This is a genomic window from Flavobacterium coralii, assembly GCF_019891545.1.
GTDB classification, from domain to species: domain Bacteria; phylum Bacteroidota; class Bacteroidia; order Flavobacteriales; family Flavobacteriaceae; genus Flavobacterium; species Flavobacterium coralii.
Map to the genome: position 1 here is coordinate 420,252 of NZ_JAHDIU010000003.1, position 17,140 is coordinate 437,391.

The window sequence follows — 17,140 nt, forward strand, 5'->3', positions numbered from 1 at the left end:
TTTGTGTATGTTTTTAACATAATTTTAGTTGCTAAACCTGCATAACTAATGAAAAAAACTATACTCTTTCTGTTTTTAACCTTATTTGTTATAAATCTATCTGCGGAAGCCAACAATGCATTTGCCCCTGTAAACGATAATTGTGCAAATGCAACAACGCTTACCGTTAATTCCGGTACTGCATGCACGGCAACATCCGTAGCATCATTTTCGGCTGCAACAGTATCTCCGGAAGGCAATACCTGTACCCCCGCAACAACAGGTGATATATGGTACCAGTTTACTGCAACGGCAACATCGCATACGGTAGCATTATCAAATTTTACAGGTACTCCTCAGCCTGTTGCCATGGTTTTATATGAAGGTGCAGATTGCGGTACTTTAACCCAGATGTATTGCAGTATCAATAATGTTATTTTAGCTACTTCTTTAACCGTAGGTAATACCTACAAACTCAGGCTTTACTTCAATACTGCAAACCCATCTTTAACGGCAACTACTTTTAGTGTATGTGTAACTACGCCACCGCCACCATCGGGCAACAACCAGAGCGACTGCGTTATCACAACAATAAATTTTGATTTTGAGTCGCCTGCGCCTACAGCTACCATATACCCAATTTTCCTGAATCATAACGTGGTACAGGGCTGGCGCACAACAGCCAGCGACCAGATGATGGAGTACTGGCCTGTGCCGAATTATGAAAACGTGCCTGCCTACAGTGGCATACAGTTTATAGAGCTTAATGCTAACCTCGTTTCGGGTGTGTACCAGGATTACCAGACACCCGAGGTAACAACTTTTACCTATGGTTTTGCCCACCGCGGGCGACAGGGTACAGATACCTGCCAGCTTTTGGCAGGGCCTCCGGGCGGGCCATATACGCCTGTGGGTTCGCCTGTATCTACAGGTAACACTGCGTGGAGCTATAATACCGGTACGTATAATGTTCCTGCCGGGCAAACCGTAACACGCTTTATATTCCAGTCGGTTTCAAGTGTAGGTGGCGCCAGTGTGGGCAATTACCTTGATGCCATTACTTTTACCGCCAACAACGGTATATTATCGCCCAACCCTTACAGTATGAATTGCGGCGACCTGATAGCAAATGTAAATGCGGCAGGTACAGGTACGTGGGTGCCTCATGCATCAAATCCGTCCGAAGTGGTAATAGCAAATGCATCTTCCGGTAATACTACAATATCAGGTTTTTCTGCAGAGGGAATGTATTATTTTGACTGGGTTACTCAGTATTGCACCAGTACATTAGAAATATCTTTTACAGGAGATGAGGTTGAGCCACCGGTTGTACAGGACGTTACCTACTGCCAGGGAGAAACAGCCACTGAGCTTACGGCAACTCCCTCTCCGGGAAATACGATTAACTGGTTCACGGGAGCGCCTCCTGTACCCAGTACGGCTGTTACAGGAACCTTTACCTATTATGTGAGCCAGATAGCGCCTAATGGCTGCGAAAGTGTCTCAGCTGCTATAACAGTTACAGTAAACCCTCCGGGTGATGCCGTAACCGGATTTACACTACCCGAAGCTGCCTGCGAAGGTAGTGCAGCCCTACTGCCTGACACAGCGGACGGTTTTACGGGAGGAGGTATTTTTGGTGCAGAACCCGGCCTTGATATAAACGCAGCTACAGGTGAAATTAATCCTGCAGCAAGCACACCCGGCGATTATACAGTAACTTATACTGTAGCCGCAAACGAATGTACAGGTGCAGGGAGTACACAGGTTCCTTTTACGGTTTATGAACTGCCGGCACAGGCTGATGTATCTGTTTCACAACCCAATTGCAGCATTGCCACAGGTACTATAACAATAAACAGCCTTACAGGCACAGGTTACATCTATAGCATAAACGGAACCGACTTTCAGGCGACAACAACATTTAGCGGACTTTCGGCAGGAACTTATTCGGTTACTGTTTTAAACCAGTTTGGGTGCAGCTCTGTACTAAATGGAGTTACTGTGAATGCAGCGCCGTCAGTACCTGCAACACCAACAATTAGTGTTGCACAGCCTACCTGTACAGTTGCTGACGGGACAATTACTGTTACTGCTCCGTTGGGGGCAGCCTATACTTATAGTATTAATGGTACAGATTTTCAGGCTTCACCCATATTTAATAATGTTGCATCCGGTAACTATACGGTTACAGTAACTAATACAGATGGCTGTAACGCAACTACCACGGCGGTTATAAATGCGCAACCGCCAACGCCTGCCGTTCCTGTTGCAACAGTATCAAATCCTGACTGTACTATTGCAACGGGTACTTTAACCGTAAACTCACCTACAGGGGCAGGGCTTACCTACAGCCTTAACGGTATTAACTACCAATCTTCAACAGTGTTTTCAGGGCTTACAGCAGGAGATTATACAATAACAGTAAAAAACGCACAGGGCTGTACTGCGGTATCTTCAGTATATACTATTGATATTGCTCCGACACCTGTACCTGCAATAAATCGGACTATTACCCAGCCCAATTGTACTGTTTTTACAGGAGAGGTAACTGTAAACGCACCTGTCGGCCCTCAATATACATATAGCCTTGACGGTGTCAATTACCAGCCAAGTACAACATTTATAAGTGTTGCTCCGGGTAATTATACGCTTACTGTTTTAAATACAGATGGTTGTACTGCTACATCAGCTGTTGTTATAAACAATGCTCCCGGAGTTCCTGCCGTACCTGTGGTTACAGCAACACAACCTGATTGCAGTATGCCTTGGGGTACGTTGATTGTAAACAGCCCTACCGGAGCAGGGATTATGTATAGTTTAGATGGTATTAATTACCAGGTTAGTAATGTATTTACAGGACTTGCAGAAGGTACTTATACCGTAACCGTACTTAATAATTTCGGTTGTTCGGCTACATCGGGCAACTTCAGTATAGATGCGCCTCCGGCGCTTGCACCATCGCCACAGCTATCGGCCTCGCAACCTGATTGCCTAACAGGAGTAGGCGCCATATCAGTTGGTTCGCCAGTTGGCGGTGGTTATACCTACAGTATAGACGGCACCAACTACCAAAGCAGTACATTGTTTACGGGGCTTGTTCCCGGTGTTTATACCATATTGGCAAAAAGTCCTGACGGCTGTCTTGCAGGATCATCTATAGTTATAAATCCTGCTCCCGGCACTCCTGCTGTTGCCGGTGTACTCGTTTCACAGCCGGATTGCAGTTCTGCTACAGGAACTATTACAGTAACTTCGCCAACAGGTGCAGGTTTAACCTATAGTATAGATGGTGTAAGCTTTCAGCAGGGAACAACCTTTTCGGGGCTGGGGCAGGGTTCCTATACCATAACAGTAAAAAATAATGCAGGTTGCATATCGGTAACAACTCCTGTTGCGGTTAACGCACCGTTGCCTATACCGCAGCAACCCCAGATAACGGCAACCCAGCCTACGTGCACAGACCCTACCGGCGCAATTACCGTTGTTTCTCCTTTGGGCGCGGGACTGACATATAGCGTAGATGGAATAAACTTTCAGGCATCTCCTGAATTTACAGGACTTACCCCGGGAGTAACTTATAATGTTATCGTACAAAACAGTACGGGCTGTACGGCAACATCGTTACCAAGAACTATTTATGATGCCCCAGAAGTACCCGCAATACCTGTTGTGACAGTAGAGCAGCCCGACTGCGATAGCAGCAGAGGTTTTATAACGGTAGAGTCGCCTGCGGGTGCCGACATCCGATATAGTATCAATGGAATATCGTTCCAGCCGGGTAACCTCTTTACCAATGTTGTACCGGGCACTTATACAATAACTGTGCGTAATGGTGATGGCTGTACAGCATCAGCACAGGTAACCGTAAACCAGCCCCCTGCAGTTTCTGATGCCGGCACTATAGCGGGACCAACACAGGTTTGCGAAAATGATATAGCACAATTTACCGCTACAGTAGCTGACGGAACCTGGTCGGTTAGCGATGAAAACCGGGCTACCATAAGCAGCACAGGAGAACTGACGGCTTTATTTTCTGGTAATGTAATTGTCTATTATACCGTACAGGAACCTGATAAATGTGCCGCTACATCCGAATTCTCAGTTTGGGTTACAGGTGCGCCCCAGCCTGATTTAAATGATGGGACAATTTGCAGGGATATAGAAACAGGCGAATATGGTACCGCAGAACTGAACACAGGGCTTTCTGCCACTGATTATTCTTTTGTTTGGTATAAAGATTCAGATATTATACCTGGCACAGACGGCTACATCACCGTTACCGAACCCGGCACCTATACTGTTGAGGTTACAAGCCTGCAAACAGGCTGTACGGGCAGCACAACCGCAACTGTTATACCATCATCAAGAGCAATAATAAATGTAGAGGTTGGGCAGGATTTCTCTTACACACAAACTGTTACTGTAAACGTAGTGGGTGGCTCGGGAGATTATGAATACCAGCTTAACATGAACGGCTACCAGGATTCACCGGTATTTACAGGAATAAGAGAAGGGGAGTACCTTATTACCGTGAGGGATAAAAATGGCTGCGGCTTAACGATTGCCGAGGTATATGCGCTTAATTACCCGCGCTATTTCAGCCCTAACGGAGATGGCGAGCACGACACATGGTTTGTGGAAGGGCTTAAAGGAAGGGATGATGCCAGCATTTATATTTTTGACCGATATGGTAAAATTGTAGGATATGTGGCAGGCGGCACCCCGGGTTGGGATGGCACCCTTGAAGGCAACCTGCTCCCGGCAACCGATTACTGGTTTAAGTTGTTCTACACATCTTCCAACGGCAGTAAGAAAGAATTTAAAGCACATTTTTCACTTATCAGATAAATTTAATTTTGCTTAACGCAACCTTTCTCATTATCTGCATCTTAGAATAAAAACACACTGCTATGAAAAAACTTTTGCCTGCTTTGTGCAGCCTGCAATTATTTTTGCTTACAGGCTGCTGCTGGTATTGCGTGGATGACGATATCCCGCCGATGAACAACTATGAAGCTGTAATAATAACCCGTGCCGAACTGGAAAGCGCTGTACAGGTTTTACCACCGCATGCTATTGAAAAAGCCGGAAAGATTTATATTAAGGATAACCTCATGTTCATCAACGATAAGAATCAGGGTTTTCATGTCTATAACTACTCCAATCCGCAAAACCCGTTGCCCGTAGCGTTTATCAATACACCCGGCGCTACCGATCTTGCCGTGCGCAACAACACCATTTACATTAACCAGGCGGTTGACCTCCTTACATTGCAATATAACCCGGACACTAACACTATACAGGTTACCAAACGCAACCGTAACGTTTTTCCTCAAAAAGAGGCTCCCGATGCCAGCTATACCGGTTTAGACAATGATGAGATAATAATTGACTGGCAACTTAAATAACTAAAAAGATCATGAAAAAATATATACTATTGTTGCCGGCCCTGCTTATTATGTTTTTAAGCGGCTGCTCTGCCGACAGTGATACTGCTGCTGCAAATACTGACGGTACCGGAGGCTCTCTTGCTGTTTTTGTACTTAAAGGAAATTACCTTTATGCTGTAGATCATTCTAACCTTAATGTGTTTTCTTTGCTTAATGAAGCTGAACCTGTAAAGGTAAATACCATAAATGTAGGTTTCAACATTGAAACATTGTCCTCTGAAGGAGATTATCTTTATATCGGTTCTACAAACGGAATGTTTATTTATTCTGTTGAAAATCCTGAAGCTCCTCAAATGCTTTCCGCTGTACAGCACTTTACTGCCTGCGACCCTGTTATAGCCACAGAAACACATGCATTTGTAACACTGCATTCCACCACATGGTGCGGTAACAATATCAATGCGCTGGAAATATATGACATTGCCGACAGGGAAAATCCGTTACTGGTACACAGGCGTAACCTTACCGAGCCAACAGGTATTGGCTTGTATAATAACTATCTGTTTGTTTGTGATGATGAGATAAAAGTTTTTGATGTAACAGACCCCGAAGCCCCGGCACTTGTTACCAGCATCAACCGTTATTGCTTTGATGTTATAATTAAAGATGATACGCTATTTGCAATAGGTAATGAAGGTGTTTACCGATACAGCCTTAACCCATCTGACATTACAGCTATAACAGAGGTTAGCAGCATCACATTTTAATTATTTCTTAGCCACGTTTTGCAGTGTCTGGTTATCGTCATCTTTTAATTTAGATATAACGGTTATTTCGCCGGCGGTTTCCAGTATCATGGCATCAATATCAGATAGGCTGCCTATGCCTTGTTTACGTGCAGCTACATATACTTCTTCTATGGTAATGCGTTGTTCTTTAAGCACATCGTTAAAGACTTCGCCTTTATATAGTAGTAAAGAAGGCCTGCTGGTAATCATTTTCTTTACGGGCTTATAACGTACCGAAAGCCATGTAATGGTGTATTGCAACCCTATAAGTAGGAAAAATACAAGCGCTCCGTCAACAAGTGCTACATTTTTATTCAGCGTTACAGTCGCAAAAGCCGAACCTAATGCGATTGTGATGATGAAGTCAAATGCATTCATTTTAGAAAGTGTCCGTTTGCCTGATATGCGGAGCATGATTACAAGGGTTATATAGGCTAATACAGTAATAATAACAGTGCGCACTATACTTTCCCAACTGTCAAAAAATATCTTGTTCATGGGCATTTAGTTTTATCTTATACAAGTTACTAAACCCATTACAGATATAACAGCAGTTTAATAAAGCATTAAAAGTATCCGGCCTTGCACCGGGCTGCCGTATGTATTACAGAATATTCTATATTTACCAAAATAATATAGCAGATGAAGGAAATTCTTGCAGCAGTTGCAGAACAGGAAAAAGGGGAGTTTGATTTTACAGAAGCTATGTTTAATGGATTCAGGGGGGCAAAAGTATTTGTGACCTATTATCGGTTAAAGCTGGATTATAAAAGCAATACAATTACTATAAATTATGAATCAGGGAACCATAATATGGCAAAAATAGAAATGGAGATTAAAAACACGGAAGCTATTCCGCAGTTTTTAGTCACCAACAGGAGCCAGTATTACAGGTTGCTTTACCGTAAAGCGAATATCCTAAGAGTAGAATGTCATGATGTAGTTTTTAAAAAGTTTATTGAAGAATTGTTTTACTCCACAAATTTAGAGTTGATTGCAAGAGATAATCTATTTGAACCTAAAATTAGTTGTTCGCTAACAGACAATGGTATAAAAACGCTTATAACCGATTTTAATGTAGCATTTTCTGAAAAAAAAGGCGCGCTCTTAGCGCTCATTGATTTTTATAAAAGCATTGTAGATTATTCTGAAAACAGGGTTTAGGTTTGTATACTTAAAATACTACTTATTACATTACTCCCTATTAACTAAGCAATCAGCTCCACTTCTCTAAACTCCAATCATCAATTAATCTCTGAATTTGAACCAACTTCCTCTTTAAGCTAATATTTAATATTCTAGTGTGATTGGGTTAAATATGTATGCCTAATTGTGTGCATATTACAACCATAGCTAAAACAGGATATCACCAGCTAATTTACCAAATCATATACAGATAATATATAAGCTAAAAAAAAGGATTGAGATATTCCAATCTCAGTTCTTTAAAAGCTATTTTATTTCGGTATTGTAATTATACGTATGCCCATATAATATTACCTGCGTTTTGAATGATCACCTTATTTATCATTTTACTTCAAAAGTTATTTCGGTAATTCATTTATTAAATGTTAGAATAAGCTCCCTGTAACCGATTTGCATCTTATTATCAAATACTAAAGTTGAATCAGTTCCATTTTATACTTTCTATTGCCGTATTTCAATTTTAATATGGTTGCATGCTTTTTTATTTAGTTTTTCTACAAGTAATAGACAATACGATATTGTATATTTGTATGTCAATGCTGTCCTAGGCTAATCATAGAGGACAGCAAAAGAATCTACCCAATCGCACTGCTAATTTGGAACATGGGCAAATACATAGCTACTAGTAATACAGCAACAATAAGCCCGACAATGACTATAATTATGGGTTCCAGTACTGTTGAAAGTAATTTAGATTGCTGAAGTACTTCATCGCTGTACTGCTGGTTGAGCTGGCTAAAGATATATTCGGTCTGATTTGTCTCTTCAGCAACCTTAACCAAAGATATTATCCTGTTGTCAAATAACTTGCTCCCCTTTAAACTTTCACTAAGGCTTTCTCCTTTAAGGATTTTGCGTTCAACCTGGTTAAGTGCTTCTTTCAGCGGAACAAAACCGGTCATTTTATGAACCATTTGTATACTATTTAGCAAGGGCACTTTTGACGCTGTTAAAAGCGCTACAGCCTGTGTAAACTGTGCTAAATTAACTTTGCTTATAAATGAACCTGCAACAGGTACTTTCAGTAAAAACTCATGCAAAAACTTTTTAAAGGCATATTTTTTACTAAAATATTTTACTGCGAAAAAAATTATAACAGAAAAAAGAAGCAGTGCAGGGCCTGATGATTTAACAATAGCAGAAAGTTCTACGATTATTTTTGTTAGAAAGGGCAGCTCCATATTATTCTGCTTAAAAATATCTTCAAACATTGGAACTACATAGCTTAGCATAAATATAATAACAAGTATTGCTGTAGATAAAACGATTGACGGATATGTAAGTGCAGAAACAACTACTCTTTTTTGTTCATTTTTGCGTTCATAAAATTCCCCCAGTTCTTTACTAATCCGTGCTGTAGTGCCTGTTTCTTCTCCAATTTTTAAAGAAAAATATTCATATTCAGAAAATTGTTTGGTATTGTATAGAGCTTCAGAAAACGGCTTTCCGTTAATAACTTCTTTCTCTACACCTTTTATAAGCAGTTTATCTTTTTCTTTTTTTTGAGATTCCGTAATTAAAGATAAGGCTTCTTTTATAGTTATGCCGGCATTAAGTAAAACAGATAGCTCAAGATAAAAACGTTGCTTTTTTTTATTACCGAACCCCCCTCCAAAAAGAACAATTTCTTTTTTAAGTAATTCGTTGACAGTATCACTAAATGACTTATCAGCTTTTTTATTATCAATTTTATCTAATTTAAAAGCCATCTGTATTCATTAATTGTACAGCATCATTTTGTTTTGAAACAAATATACCGTAATCATTTATTTCCTTTATTGCAGAAATATAAACTGCATCTACATTTCCGTTCTCTACCTTATTGCCAAAATAAGAAGTACTTATAATATCTAACTTTAAAGGTATTGTGTCTGTGTTGCGGATAAGAAACTCTCCATTAAAATTATATATTAGTGTGTCAATATCAGAAACCAGCATCAACTTATTATTCTCTTTTGTAATATAATTATGTTCATTAAAGTCAGTGTATAGACGCTGTTCAAAAAGAGAAAGTTCTGTAGTTATATTTAAATTGTTTTTTATTTTTTCAATATTGCGCTGCACCAGGCTAAGAACACTAAAAGCAATACCAACTACAATAGCGGTAATTATCATTACAACTAACATTTCTGATAGCGTGAAAGAATTTACTTTTCTATTATTCATAGAGCCTGCTAACCACAATTTCTTTTTGATTTTTACTATTTTGTGCCCTGTAAACTACCCACGTGTCAGCCCTTTCATTTTTTAATTGCACTATGATTCTCCAATTATTAAATTCTTCTGTATACGGAGCTTTTATCTTTCCATGCTGTACATTATATTCAAGTTCTCTAATCCTGGTTTCTACCTCATGTGTTTTAGCTGAAAAATAATTCAGCAGTAAATTATTCAGTACCAGACTTGCTACCATAAACACTATAACTATGAGCACTGTAGCTATGAGAGTTTCGATTAATGTTGCCGATTTTATTTTTTTTAATACAGCCATTTAGCAATACCTTTGGTTTGATTTTTAAATAATATACCGGAAAAGTTAGCAGGAAGTTCTTTGGGCGAAACCTCGGCATTATATAAATGATTCACATATATAGACCCTGTTTCGTTTGTTACAAAGTATTTTGTGTAGATACTACCTTTAACCTCTCCACGCATTTCAAGATTACCTTCGCACATTACTTCTCCCTTAATAACAGATGATTTACTTATATAAATATTTGGCATAAAGTTGTTATCTGCACTATCTGAAAAAAAACATAATGTACCTTTAAAATTACAGTTTTCTGAAATGTGTATTTTGTTCTTATAGTTAAAAGGCAAACTGTTACCGCTCTGGTTAAGCACAATTGCAGACGGATAATTTAATTTACAGTCTTTACCTAATGTTACAGCCTCTGAAGCTATTGCCTGCACATTTCCTGAAAAACCATCATCAAATTCAATAACAGGAGCTACAAGTATTACATCTGTCAATTTAGCTGTTTTTCGAACAGTTATTTTTGTTACAGAGCGTATTATTATATTTCCTGTATAAGATACATTTTGCAGCGTTATATCATGAGAAGAGACAATTGCTTTTGTACTACCGGTAAAAGAATTAATAACTTCTTTTTGGCTAATATCTATATAGTCATTATTTAAAGGTGTAAATAAAAAATAACCCGACAAATGCTTGCTATATTCATGCAATAAATCCGGAAGCTTATTATTACTCTGATTTACATTACCATATACTAGTTTATTGTTATAATAACCATGTCCTGCAATATTACCGGTTTTTATACCCTGTTCAGGGAGAAATACATTACCATCTATTTTTGTTTTACCAACTACAGCCAATGGTTTAAAATTATCCTGTAGGTAAAGAGCCGGCCTGTCTTGATTAGAAGACCCTAAAAAAGCCACTTTTGTATATTCTTTCTTTCTGTGTGCAGTTTTCACGCAGGCCTTTTCATAAATTCCCCATTGGGACAGATGTACTTTTACATTATAATTTTTATCCGATTCTAATAGTTTAATAGATAGCGTGTCAGGGCTTAATTTAGATTGTTTTTTCAAGAAATTAAATCCTGCATTTTGTAATGAAATGAGTTGATTATGGCTTTGTGATTGCTGTAGAAAAAAGTTGTGTGTATAAAACAGAATAATTACAGCAGCAAGAAGCAGCGCAATAATTACCGAAATGAAAATAGTAAATTGAAGCGCCCCTGAAAAAATTTTATGCTTTTTAAAATTTATCACTCCTGTATAGTTATTTTAGTCTTCAGGCCCTTATATTCTACATTTATATAATTTTTATTTCCTGTTTTTAGTGTAACACCTTGCTCAGTATCTTTTTCCTGCATAAAAAAAGTACTGTTGTTAATAACCACAACAAATACCTTATTGTTGTCTTTCGTATCAGAAACTATACCTTTATATGCTATGTATGGCCAAGAAATAACCTCTTTTGGTCTGTTTTTCTCTTTCGATACATGACCTTTTTTTGTCTGTTGAGGATTATACATTTTACCTAAAAACGGATCTCTGTAGTTTACATCAATAGCAAAACTTTGTTTTTCAGGCTTAATTATGGTTGTTTTTGAATAACTTGCAGAGGCGTTAAGAACCGTTTCATTTCCGCTGAAGGAAAAAAACTGGTAAATAACCATACCCCATATAAAAAGTACAACAGGCAGAAGGAAATAAATACTCTTTTTATTTTTCATTTTAGTTTAAAGTAAAGCTAAATACTTGGCTTTGTGCGCCGGCATTACCTGCTGCATCAAAAGATTTTACAAACCAGTGGTATGTACCGTCAGGCAGGGTAGAATTAGTGTAAGGGCTGGTATGTATATTTTTATATTCTAAGTCAGTCAACTGGCTGTTATTATATATATACAAACTATCAGTTTCTGTGCTTCCAGCAAGGGAAGTTCTGTTCCATTCAAAAGTAACATTATTATCTGATGAAATACTAAGGTTAACAGGCGAAGTAAGTGTAGGTGTGTTAGGTGCCTGTGTGTCTACAAGGAGTGACCTTGAAGAGAACATAGTGTTTTGCCCTTCAGCGTTAGATGCCCTTACTTTCCAATGAAAATTACCATTGCTAAAAGTGTAAGCAAGTGAGGCAGCGTTTACATCCTGTTCATGTACAGTAGTACTGGTAGTACTGTTTATTATCTGTACCTTATAGGTTGCAGCGCCAATTACAGGTTGCCAAGTTAAATTTTGAGTATTATTATTGGTAACAAGATTATTTTGAGGTATTAGTAAAGAAACAGTATTACTTTCAAAATCCTCATTACTTACTACTGTTAATGATCTTGTTGCAAAAGCTGTTGCGTATCCGGAATTAACTGCCTGAACCCTCCACTGGTATTGCCCAATATTTAACTGTGTGGTAAAAGAAGTAGTGTCTATAATATTATCTGCTACAATTTGCATAGGGCTATCAAAATCCGGCTTGGCAATCTGTATTCTGTATTGGGTACCATTTTCTATAGGATCCCAGGTAAATGTTATTCCTGTAGAGTAAAACTGGGCATCATCCGCTGGAGCCACCAGGTTAATCCTTTCATCAGAAATATCATCTTCCAGTATTATTTCTTCACAACTTAAAAGTAAAAAAATGGGTAGTATATATAGAAGTTTTTTCATTGTAATTACATTTTATAAATGCTTTTTTTCTTCTTTTCTTTAATTTTAGATCGGGTCTCACCGCTACATGATGTATTGTCTTTAACAATATCGGCTATATACCATCGCTGCCTGTTGTCAGTTGCCCAGCAAAACTCTCCAATACTATATCCAACAACAGTAGATAATGTTATGTCTATACGCTCGGTTTCTTTATCTCCGTTATATAAAGTAAGCATATACTTTCTGTCTGTAGTGGTATTGGTTAAGTAGAACGTTTCAGCAGTTTTAACTTTCGCGAGTGCTTCCTTAGGTAAAACAATAGCCAATGATGTTATTACCGATGCATTCTCAGTATCTTTAAGATAAGTGATTATATCCTTATTATAGTCAGCATTAAGCTCGTTGATATATCCTTTTGTATCAAGTAGGGAAATTGTTATAAACTCTGGTTTTATAGGAAGGCTATCCACATAATTTATCTTTGCTGCTGACTGGTCTTGTTTTGCCTTTTGATTGTATATAGTATATATCTTTTTATTAAACGGTAGCGGGGTAATATCTACGCGCACTTTATTTTTAAGTAAAGGAAATGAGCGTGTTTGGAAATTATTATTGAATTTAAAAGTTGATGTTGATAATCCAATGCTACCCAGTTCGGTTGTTGCTGAAGATATTCTGTATTCTGTTTTGTTAATGCGGGCTGTTTCGCAACCTGCAATTATAACGGCTAACAGTATTAGTAATTTTAAGTTTGTCATAAATTTCATTATATCTAAAGTACAATAACTTAATTCTATTAATTTAAAGATTTAATATTTTCACTTTTTTGTACTATTACTGTACATGTTAAGTAATCAGTATTAGTTTTATAGTTTCTTTTTTTTATAAAGGATACGTGCTTTACAGCCCCTACGGTAATGTTATTTTCCAAAGCATTCAGCAATAGCAGTATTGCATTATATCCTCCTTCAACACTAAATAAATAGCTTGTTGTTTTACTGCTTTGTTCTGTAATAACATGAGGCTCTCTAAAATCAGTAATTTTAAGGTTATGTTTTGCAGCAAGCAGCGTTATTTGTTCCAGTAATATATTTTGTGTTGACTGATTTTCATTTACACTATATTGCGATAATAAGGTGTCAAGCTGTTTTTCTTTTGCCAATAGTTCCTGCAAAGCAGCAGCGCTGTTAGTAGCCGATTCAATAATTTTTTTATCTTCTTTATAAAGAGAATAATATTCTATTGTTTTAGAAAAAGCAAAAGAGTAGCATATATATATAACTAAGCATATACCTAAAAGCGTAACTTTATTTTTCAGGTTCAGTTTCATTCAATGTCAGCTTTAACAGAGAATTCTGTATCAGTATCTTGTTTACCAAAGTGCGAAATAGTAATCTTTTTAATACCCTCTATCTGTTGCACATCATTAACCCAATCGGTAAAATCTGAATTATTTAAAACCTTTCCCGATATAAGCAAAATGCTGTCCTGAAAGCTAATTTTTTCACTCTCTCTTATGTTTTTAAATAAAGGTTTGTATGTGATTTCAGATAATTGTACTGTTGATGGTACAGAGCGGCCTATATTGTTAAGTAAAAGAGAACTTTTTGAAGCAGCATTACGTGTAAAACTGTTAAGCCTTGCTTCTTTTTCTTCTACTTTCTTTGCAATTGTATGGATACTTATCAGTTCGGATTTACTTATAGAAATTGTAGATTCAAGTTCTGTTACTTTTTTGAAATAGTAATTAAAGATTAAAAAATTTATGAGCAAAAGCGTTATTATGATACCGATTGAGAATGTTATTGCCTTTTCAAAAAATATGTGCTGATACGCATTATTATAAAGTTCTTTATTAAAATCACCCGTATTGCCGCTAATTTGTTCTGCTTTGTTGGTTAATAGCCCAAGTACAGCACTAAAAGCGTTTAAGTTGCTGCTGCTTATAGTAAGGCCGTTTATCGTGCTACTTGTATTATTTGCTGCTGTTACATAAAATATGCTTTCATCAGTAATACCCACTGTATGCGTATTTGTTGAAACAAAATTATTGTCAGTAAAAGAAGTGAGGCCCGCAACAGGGCACACCCCTAAACCTATAGCAGATATCCTGAAATCTTGAGAAATTTTTTTTACCAGTTCATCAACATATGTTTTCCTGCAAATCGCAATTAAGGATACTGTTTTTTTTCGCCATATTTCATAATAAAAATCATCTGACTTAATATTAGGAAATGCTTTCTGAAGTACTTTTTTATCATTCAGGTCTGTACTGTCAACCAATTTCTGCAGCACCTGGTTAGTATTTATAATAAGTGCAGTTAAATGTTTCGCTTTATATTTTTTAAGCCCGTCTTCATCTCTAACATCACTTGCAGTGATTTCTAAATTATTTTTCTTTTTTTCTACCTGTACAAAAGCATAACGGTTTGTATTGTGCCCTGTAAAGCATTCAATACCAATAAATTTTTTTCCGCTAAGCATTTTTTGCAGATATTGTGACATTAGTAAATTACACTTGGTTTTATTAAAACAGTAAGCTTCTTTCGTGAGTCTTCTCTTTTGCGCGAGCTAAATAACCATTTTATAATTGGTATTCTTGCAAGAAGCGGTACACCTGAACCGCTGTCATTCTTAACTTTCTCTTCTAAGCCACCTAAAACTATCAAATCCTGGTCGCGAACCCTTATCGTTGAGGTAAACTCTCTTGAGTTTATACCCGGTGGCGCATCTTCATCAATTCTTTCTCCATTAAAACTTGATTGTATGACTTTTATGTCAAGCGTTATTTGTCCATCGCCTGATACCAGTGGTTTTATTGATACAGATAATTCAGCATCAATTGGCTGATAGTTTTTAATCTCTGATGCCTGTGGTATTTGTGAACCATAAAAGTTTTGGTTGGTTACCACATAATAAGTGGTTTCACCGATCGAAAGTTGTGCTTTATGCCCATTTAAGGTAGAAAGTCTTGGTGAAGAACGTATCTTAAGATCTCCGTTAGACTCCATAGCTTTTAAGCTTACATAAAAATCGGGAACTACGTTTCCTATATTAAGAGAACCGAAACCATCAAAACGATTAATAATTTTATTAATTGTCTCTGCTCCCAAAGTAATATCCGCGTTTGGGAAAACTGTACCTTTTGTTGTTACAGGCTTATCTCCTATACCTGCACTAATACCTGTTTCAATAATAGCACTCCTGCTTATTTCCAAAAGCATCACTTCTATAAGTACTACAGGGACGGGCTTGTCTATATATTTAATAAAAGACTCAAAACGTTGAATGTTTTCTGCCGGGCCATTTACAATAAAGCTGTTTAATTCCCTGTCAATTTTTATATCAAGGTCTTTCTTTACCTCGTCGGGAACTATTGTCAGTATAGATTCGGCTGGCTGGCTTTGGTTGTTATTACTATTCTGAACCTGTTGCTGCTGAAGTTGCATGCCAGGGTTATTAAAACCTCCGTTATAATTAATATTGGGGCTAACAGTGCGCCCGACACTCCTTTCAGCAATAACAGGGTCGCCCAAAAGTTCGATAGACCTGTGCATCATTGGTATAGACTTTACATTACGCACAGTTAGCTGTCCTTTGGTTCCAAAATAATATATTTTACCATCTTTCAGGAACGAGAATTCTCCGGAACCTGCCCCTTGAGATGATTGTTGGCTTAACTGATTATTATCTCCATATTGGCCTGGAGTACCTTTTTGTTGTCCGGCAGATTCGAATATTTTGGTTAGTAATTCGTCAAAATGTATGCTTTTTGCTTTTACAGTGGCAGAGCCCGCATTCTCTAAAGGGCTGGCAATAAACATGTCTATACCCAATTCGTTACCAATATCATATATAATACTTGCTATTGGTGTATTTTCGAAATCTACTTCTAAAATTTGTTTGTCTTTGTCGATAATATTAAAAAAGAAATTTGATCTTCGCTGCCTTACGGGCCTGTTTCCGCTATTTGATCCTCCTGCTGTAGCACCGGAAGGGGAATCAAGTTTTTCAAATACATAAAAATTATCCCTTGATTTAGTGTAGTAGAGATTATTTGCATAAGCCATTTTGCTCATGGCAGCATCAAAAGGTGCGTTTGGTAAATATGATGTTAATGGAGTATTTTCCATGCCGGGCGCAAAAACAAGATTTTTGCCTGTCACATCCATTATCCTTTTAAAAACATCGTAGAGCTTATCATCTTTTAAGTTCAATGATATAAGATCATTAGCAGCATCATACCCTACATCAATAACTTTTTCCTTTGGTATTTCTTTAGGGGCTTCATAAGGTTTTACAGCCAGTATATTACCGGTAAACTCTATAGTCAAATTATATTCTTTACATAAAAAGAGCAACAAATCGGCAACCGTAACATCTGTAAAATTATTAACAATATTTATTTGCCTTAATGATGGCGACACACTTATATTAACTTTATGAACTTCGGATACTGCAATTAAGAAATCAGAAAGGGGGGCCTGTTTAATTTTAATATTAACTTTTTCGGCAAGTCCCGGTGTTTCAGCCGTTATTATTTCAATATTATTCCGTAGCTGTGCTATACGCCTATCTTCCTGGGCATATGTAATTGCTGCAGTGAATAGTAGTATATATAATAGTAATTTTTTCATATTTAATTCTCGGCAC

At 37.5% G+C, this 17,140-nt stretch carries 15 protein-coding genes; 4 read left to right on the forward strand and 11 right to left on the reverse strand.

From position 1 onward, the window contains the following. The first annotated feature begins 48 nt into the window (after positions 1–48). From KJK34_RS07160 to KJK34_RS07170, 3 genes are all read left to right on the forward strand, one after another. Complete coding sequence (locus KJK34_RS07160) at positions 49–4,830, forward strand: T9SS type B sorting domain-containing protein (protein ID WP_223053172.1); 4,782 nt, start codon at positions 49–51, stop codon at positions 4,828–4,830. Positions 4,831–4,892: 62 nt separating this feature from the next. Beyond that, the gene (locus KJK34_RS07165; protein WP_223053173.1) at positions 4,893–5,390 is read left to right on the forward strand and encodes an LVIVD repeat-containing protein; all 498 of its coding nucleotides are present in this window, start codon (positions 4,893–4,895) and stop codon (positions 5,388–5,390) included. Between the two features lie 11 nt (positions 5,391–5,401). After that, the gene (locus KJK34_RS07170; RefSeq protein ID WP_236937604.1) at positions 5,402–6,139 is read left to right on the forward strand and encodes an LVIVD repeat-containing protein; all 738 of its coding nucleotides are present in this window, start codon (positions 5,402–5,404) and stop codon (positions 6,137–6,139) included. Here the strand turns inward: KJK34_RS07170 and KJK34_RS07175 are convergent, their stop codons facing one another. After that, on the reverse strand, positions 6,140–6,658 hold the full coding sequence (locus KJK34_RS07175; protein WP_223053174.1) for a DUF421 domain-containing protein: 519 nt from the start codon (positions 6,656–6,658) through the stop codon (positions 6,140–6,142). 144 nt (positions 6,659–6,802) lie between these two features. Between KJK34_RS07175 and KJK34_RS07180 the strand changes: the two genes are divergently transcribed. Further along, entirely contained in the window at positions 6,803–7,324 is a 522-nt protein-coding gene (locus tag KJK34_RS07180) for a hypothetical protein (RefSeq protein WP_223053175.1), read from the forward strand. Between the two features lie 617 nt (positions 7,325–7,941). Here KJK34_RS07180 and KJK34_RS07185 read toward each other — a convergent pair. The 10 genes from KJK34_RS07185 to KJK34_RS07230 are packed head-to-tail and all read right to left on the reverse strand — an operon-like array spanning position 7,942 to position 17,124. Further along, positions 7,942–9,075: a type II secretion system F family protein gene (locus tag KJK34_RS07185; RefSeq protein ID WP_223053176.1), complete on the reverse strand. Its 1,134-nt coding sequence runs from the start codon at positions 9,073–9,075 to the stop codon at positions 7,942–7,944. Continuing rightward, the gene (locus KJK34_RS07190; protein ID WP_236937605.1) at positions 9,065–9,550 is read right to left on the reverse strand and encodes a PulJ/GspJ family protein; all 486 of its coding nucleotides are present in this window, start codon (positions 9,548–9,550) and stop codon (positions 9,065–9,067) included. The genes KJK34_RS07185 and KJK34_RS07190 overlap by 11 nt, the downstream gene beginning before the upstream one ends. Then, complete coding sequence (locus KJK34_RS07195) at positions 9,525–9,857, reverse strand: hypothetical protein (protein WP_223053177.1); 333 nt, start codon at positions 9,855–9,857, stop codon at positions 9,525–9,527. Before KJK34_RS07195 ends, KJK34_RS07190 begins: the two co-directional genes overlap by 26 nt. Further along, positions 9,845–11,107, reverse strand: a complete 1,263-nt coding sequence (locus KJK34_RS07200; protein WP_223053178.1) for a hypothetical protein — start codon at positions 11,105–11,107, stop codon at positions 9,845–9,847. The genes KJK34_RS07195 and KJK34_RS07200 overlap by 13 nt, the downstream gene beginning before the upstream one ends. Further along, a complete protein-coding gene (locus KJK34_RS07205; protein WP_223053179.1) occupies positions 11,104–11,574 on the reverse strand; it encodes a hypothetical protein in 471 nt (156 codons plus the stop codon). The genes KJK34_RS07200 and KJK34_RS07205 overlap by 4 nt, the downstream gene beginning before the upstream one ends. 1 nt (position 11,575) lies before the next feature. Continuing rightward, positions 11,576–12,505: a fibronectin type III domain-containing protein gene (locus KJK34_RS07210; protein WP_223053180.1), complete on the reverse strand. Its 930-nt coding sequence runs from the start codon at positions 12,503–12,505 to the stop codon at positions 11,576–11,578. 5 nt (positions 12,506–12,510) lie between these two features. After that, positions 12,511–13,245 (reverse strand): hypothetical protein, encoded by a 735-nt coding sequence (locus tag KJK34_RS07215; RefSeq protein ID WP_223053181.1) that lies wholly within the window; start codon positions 13,243–13,245, stop codon positions 12,511–12,513. Between the two features lie 38 nt (positions 13,246–13,283). Next, a complete protein-coding gene (locus KJK34_RS07220; RefSeq protein ID WP_223053182.1) occupies positions 13,284–13,817 on the reverse strand; it encodes a general secretion pathway protein in 534 nt (177 codons plus the stop codon). Next, positions 13,814–14,971: a PilN family protein gene (locus KJK34_RS07225; protein WP_223053183.1), complete on the reverse strand. Its 1,158-nt coding sequence runs from the start codon at positions 14,969–14,971 to the stop codon at positions 13,814–13,816. The genes KJK34_RS07220 and KJK34_RS07225 overlap by 4 nt, the downstream gene beginning before the upstream one ends. A gap of 20 nt (positions 14,972–14,991) precedes the next feature. Continuing rightward, positions 14,992–17,124 (reverse strand): type II secretion system protein GspD, encoded by a 2,133-nt coding sequence (locus KJK34_RS07230; protein WP_223053184.1) that lies wholly within the window; start codon positions 17,122–17,124, stop codon positions 14,992–14,994. Between the last annotated feature and the right edge of the window lie 16 nt (positions 17,125–17,140).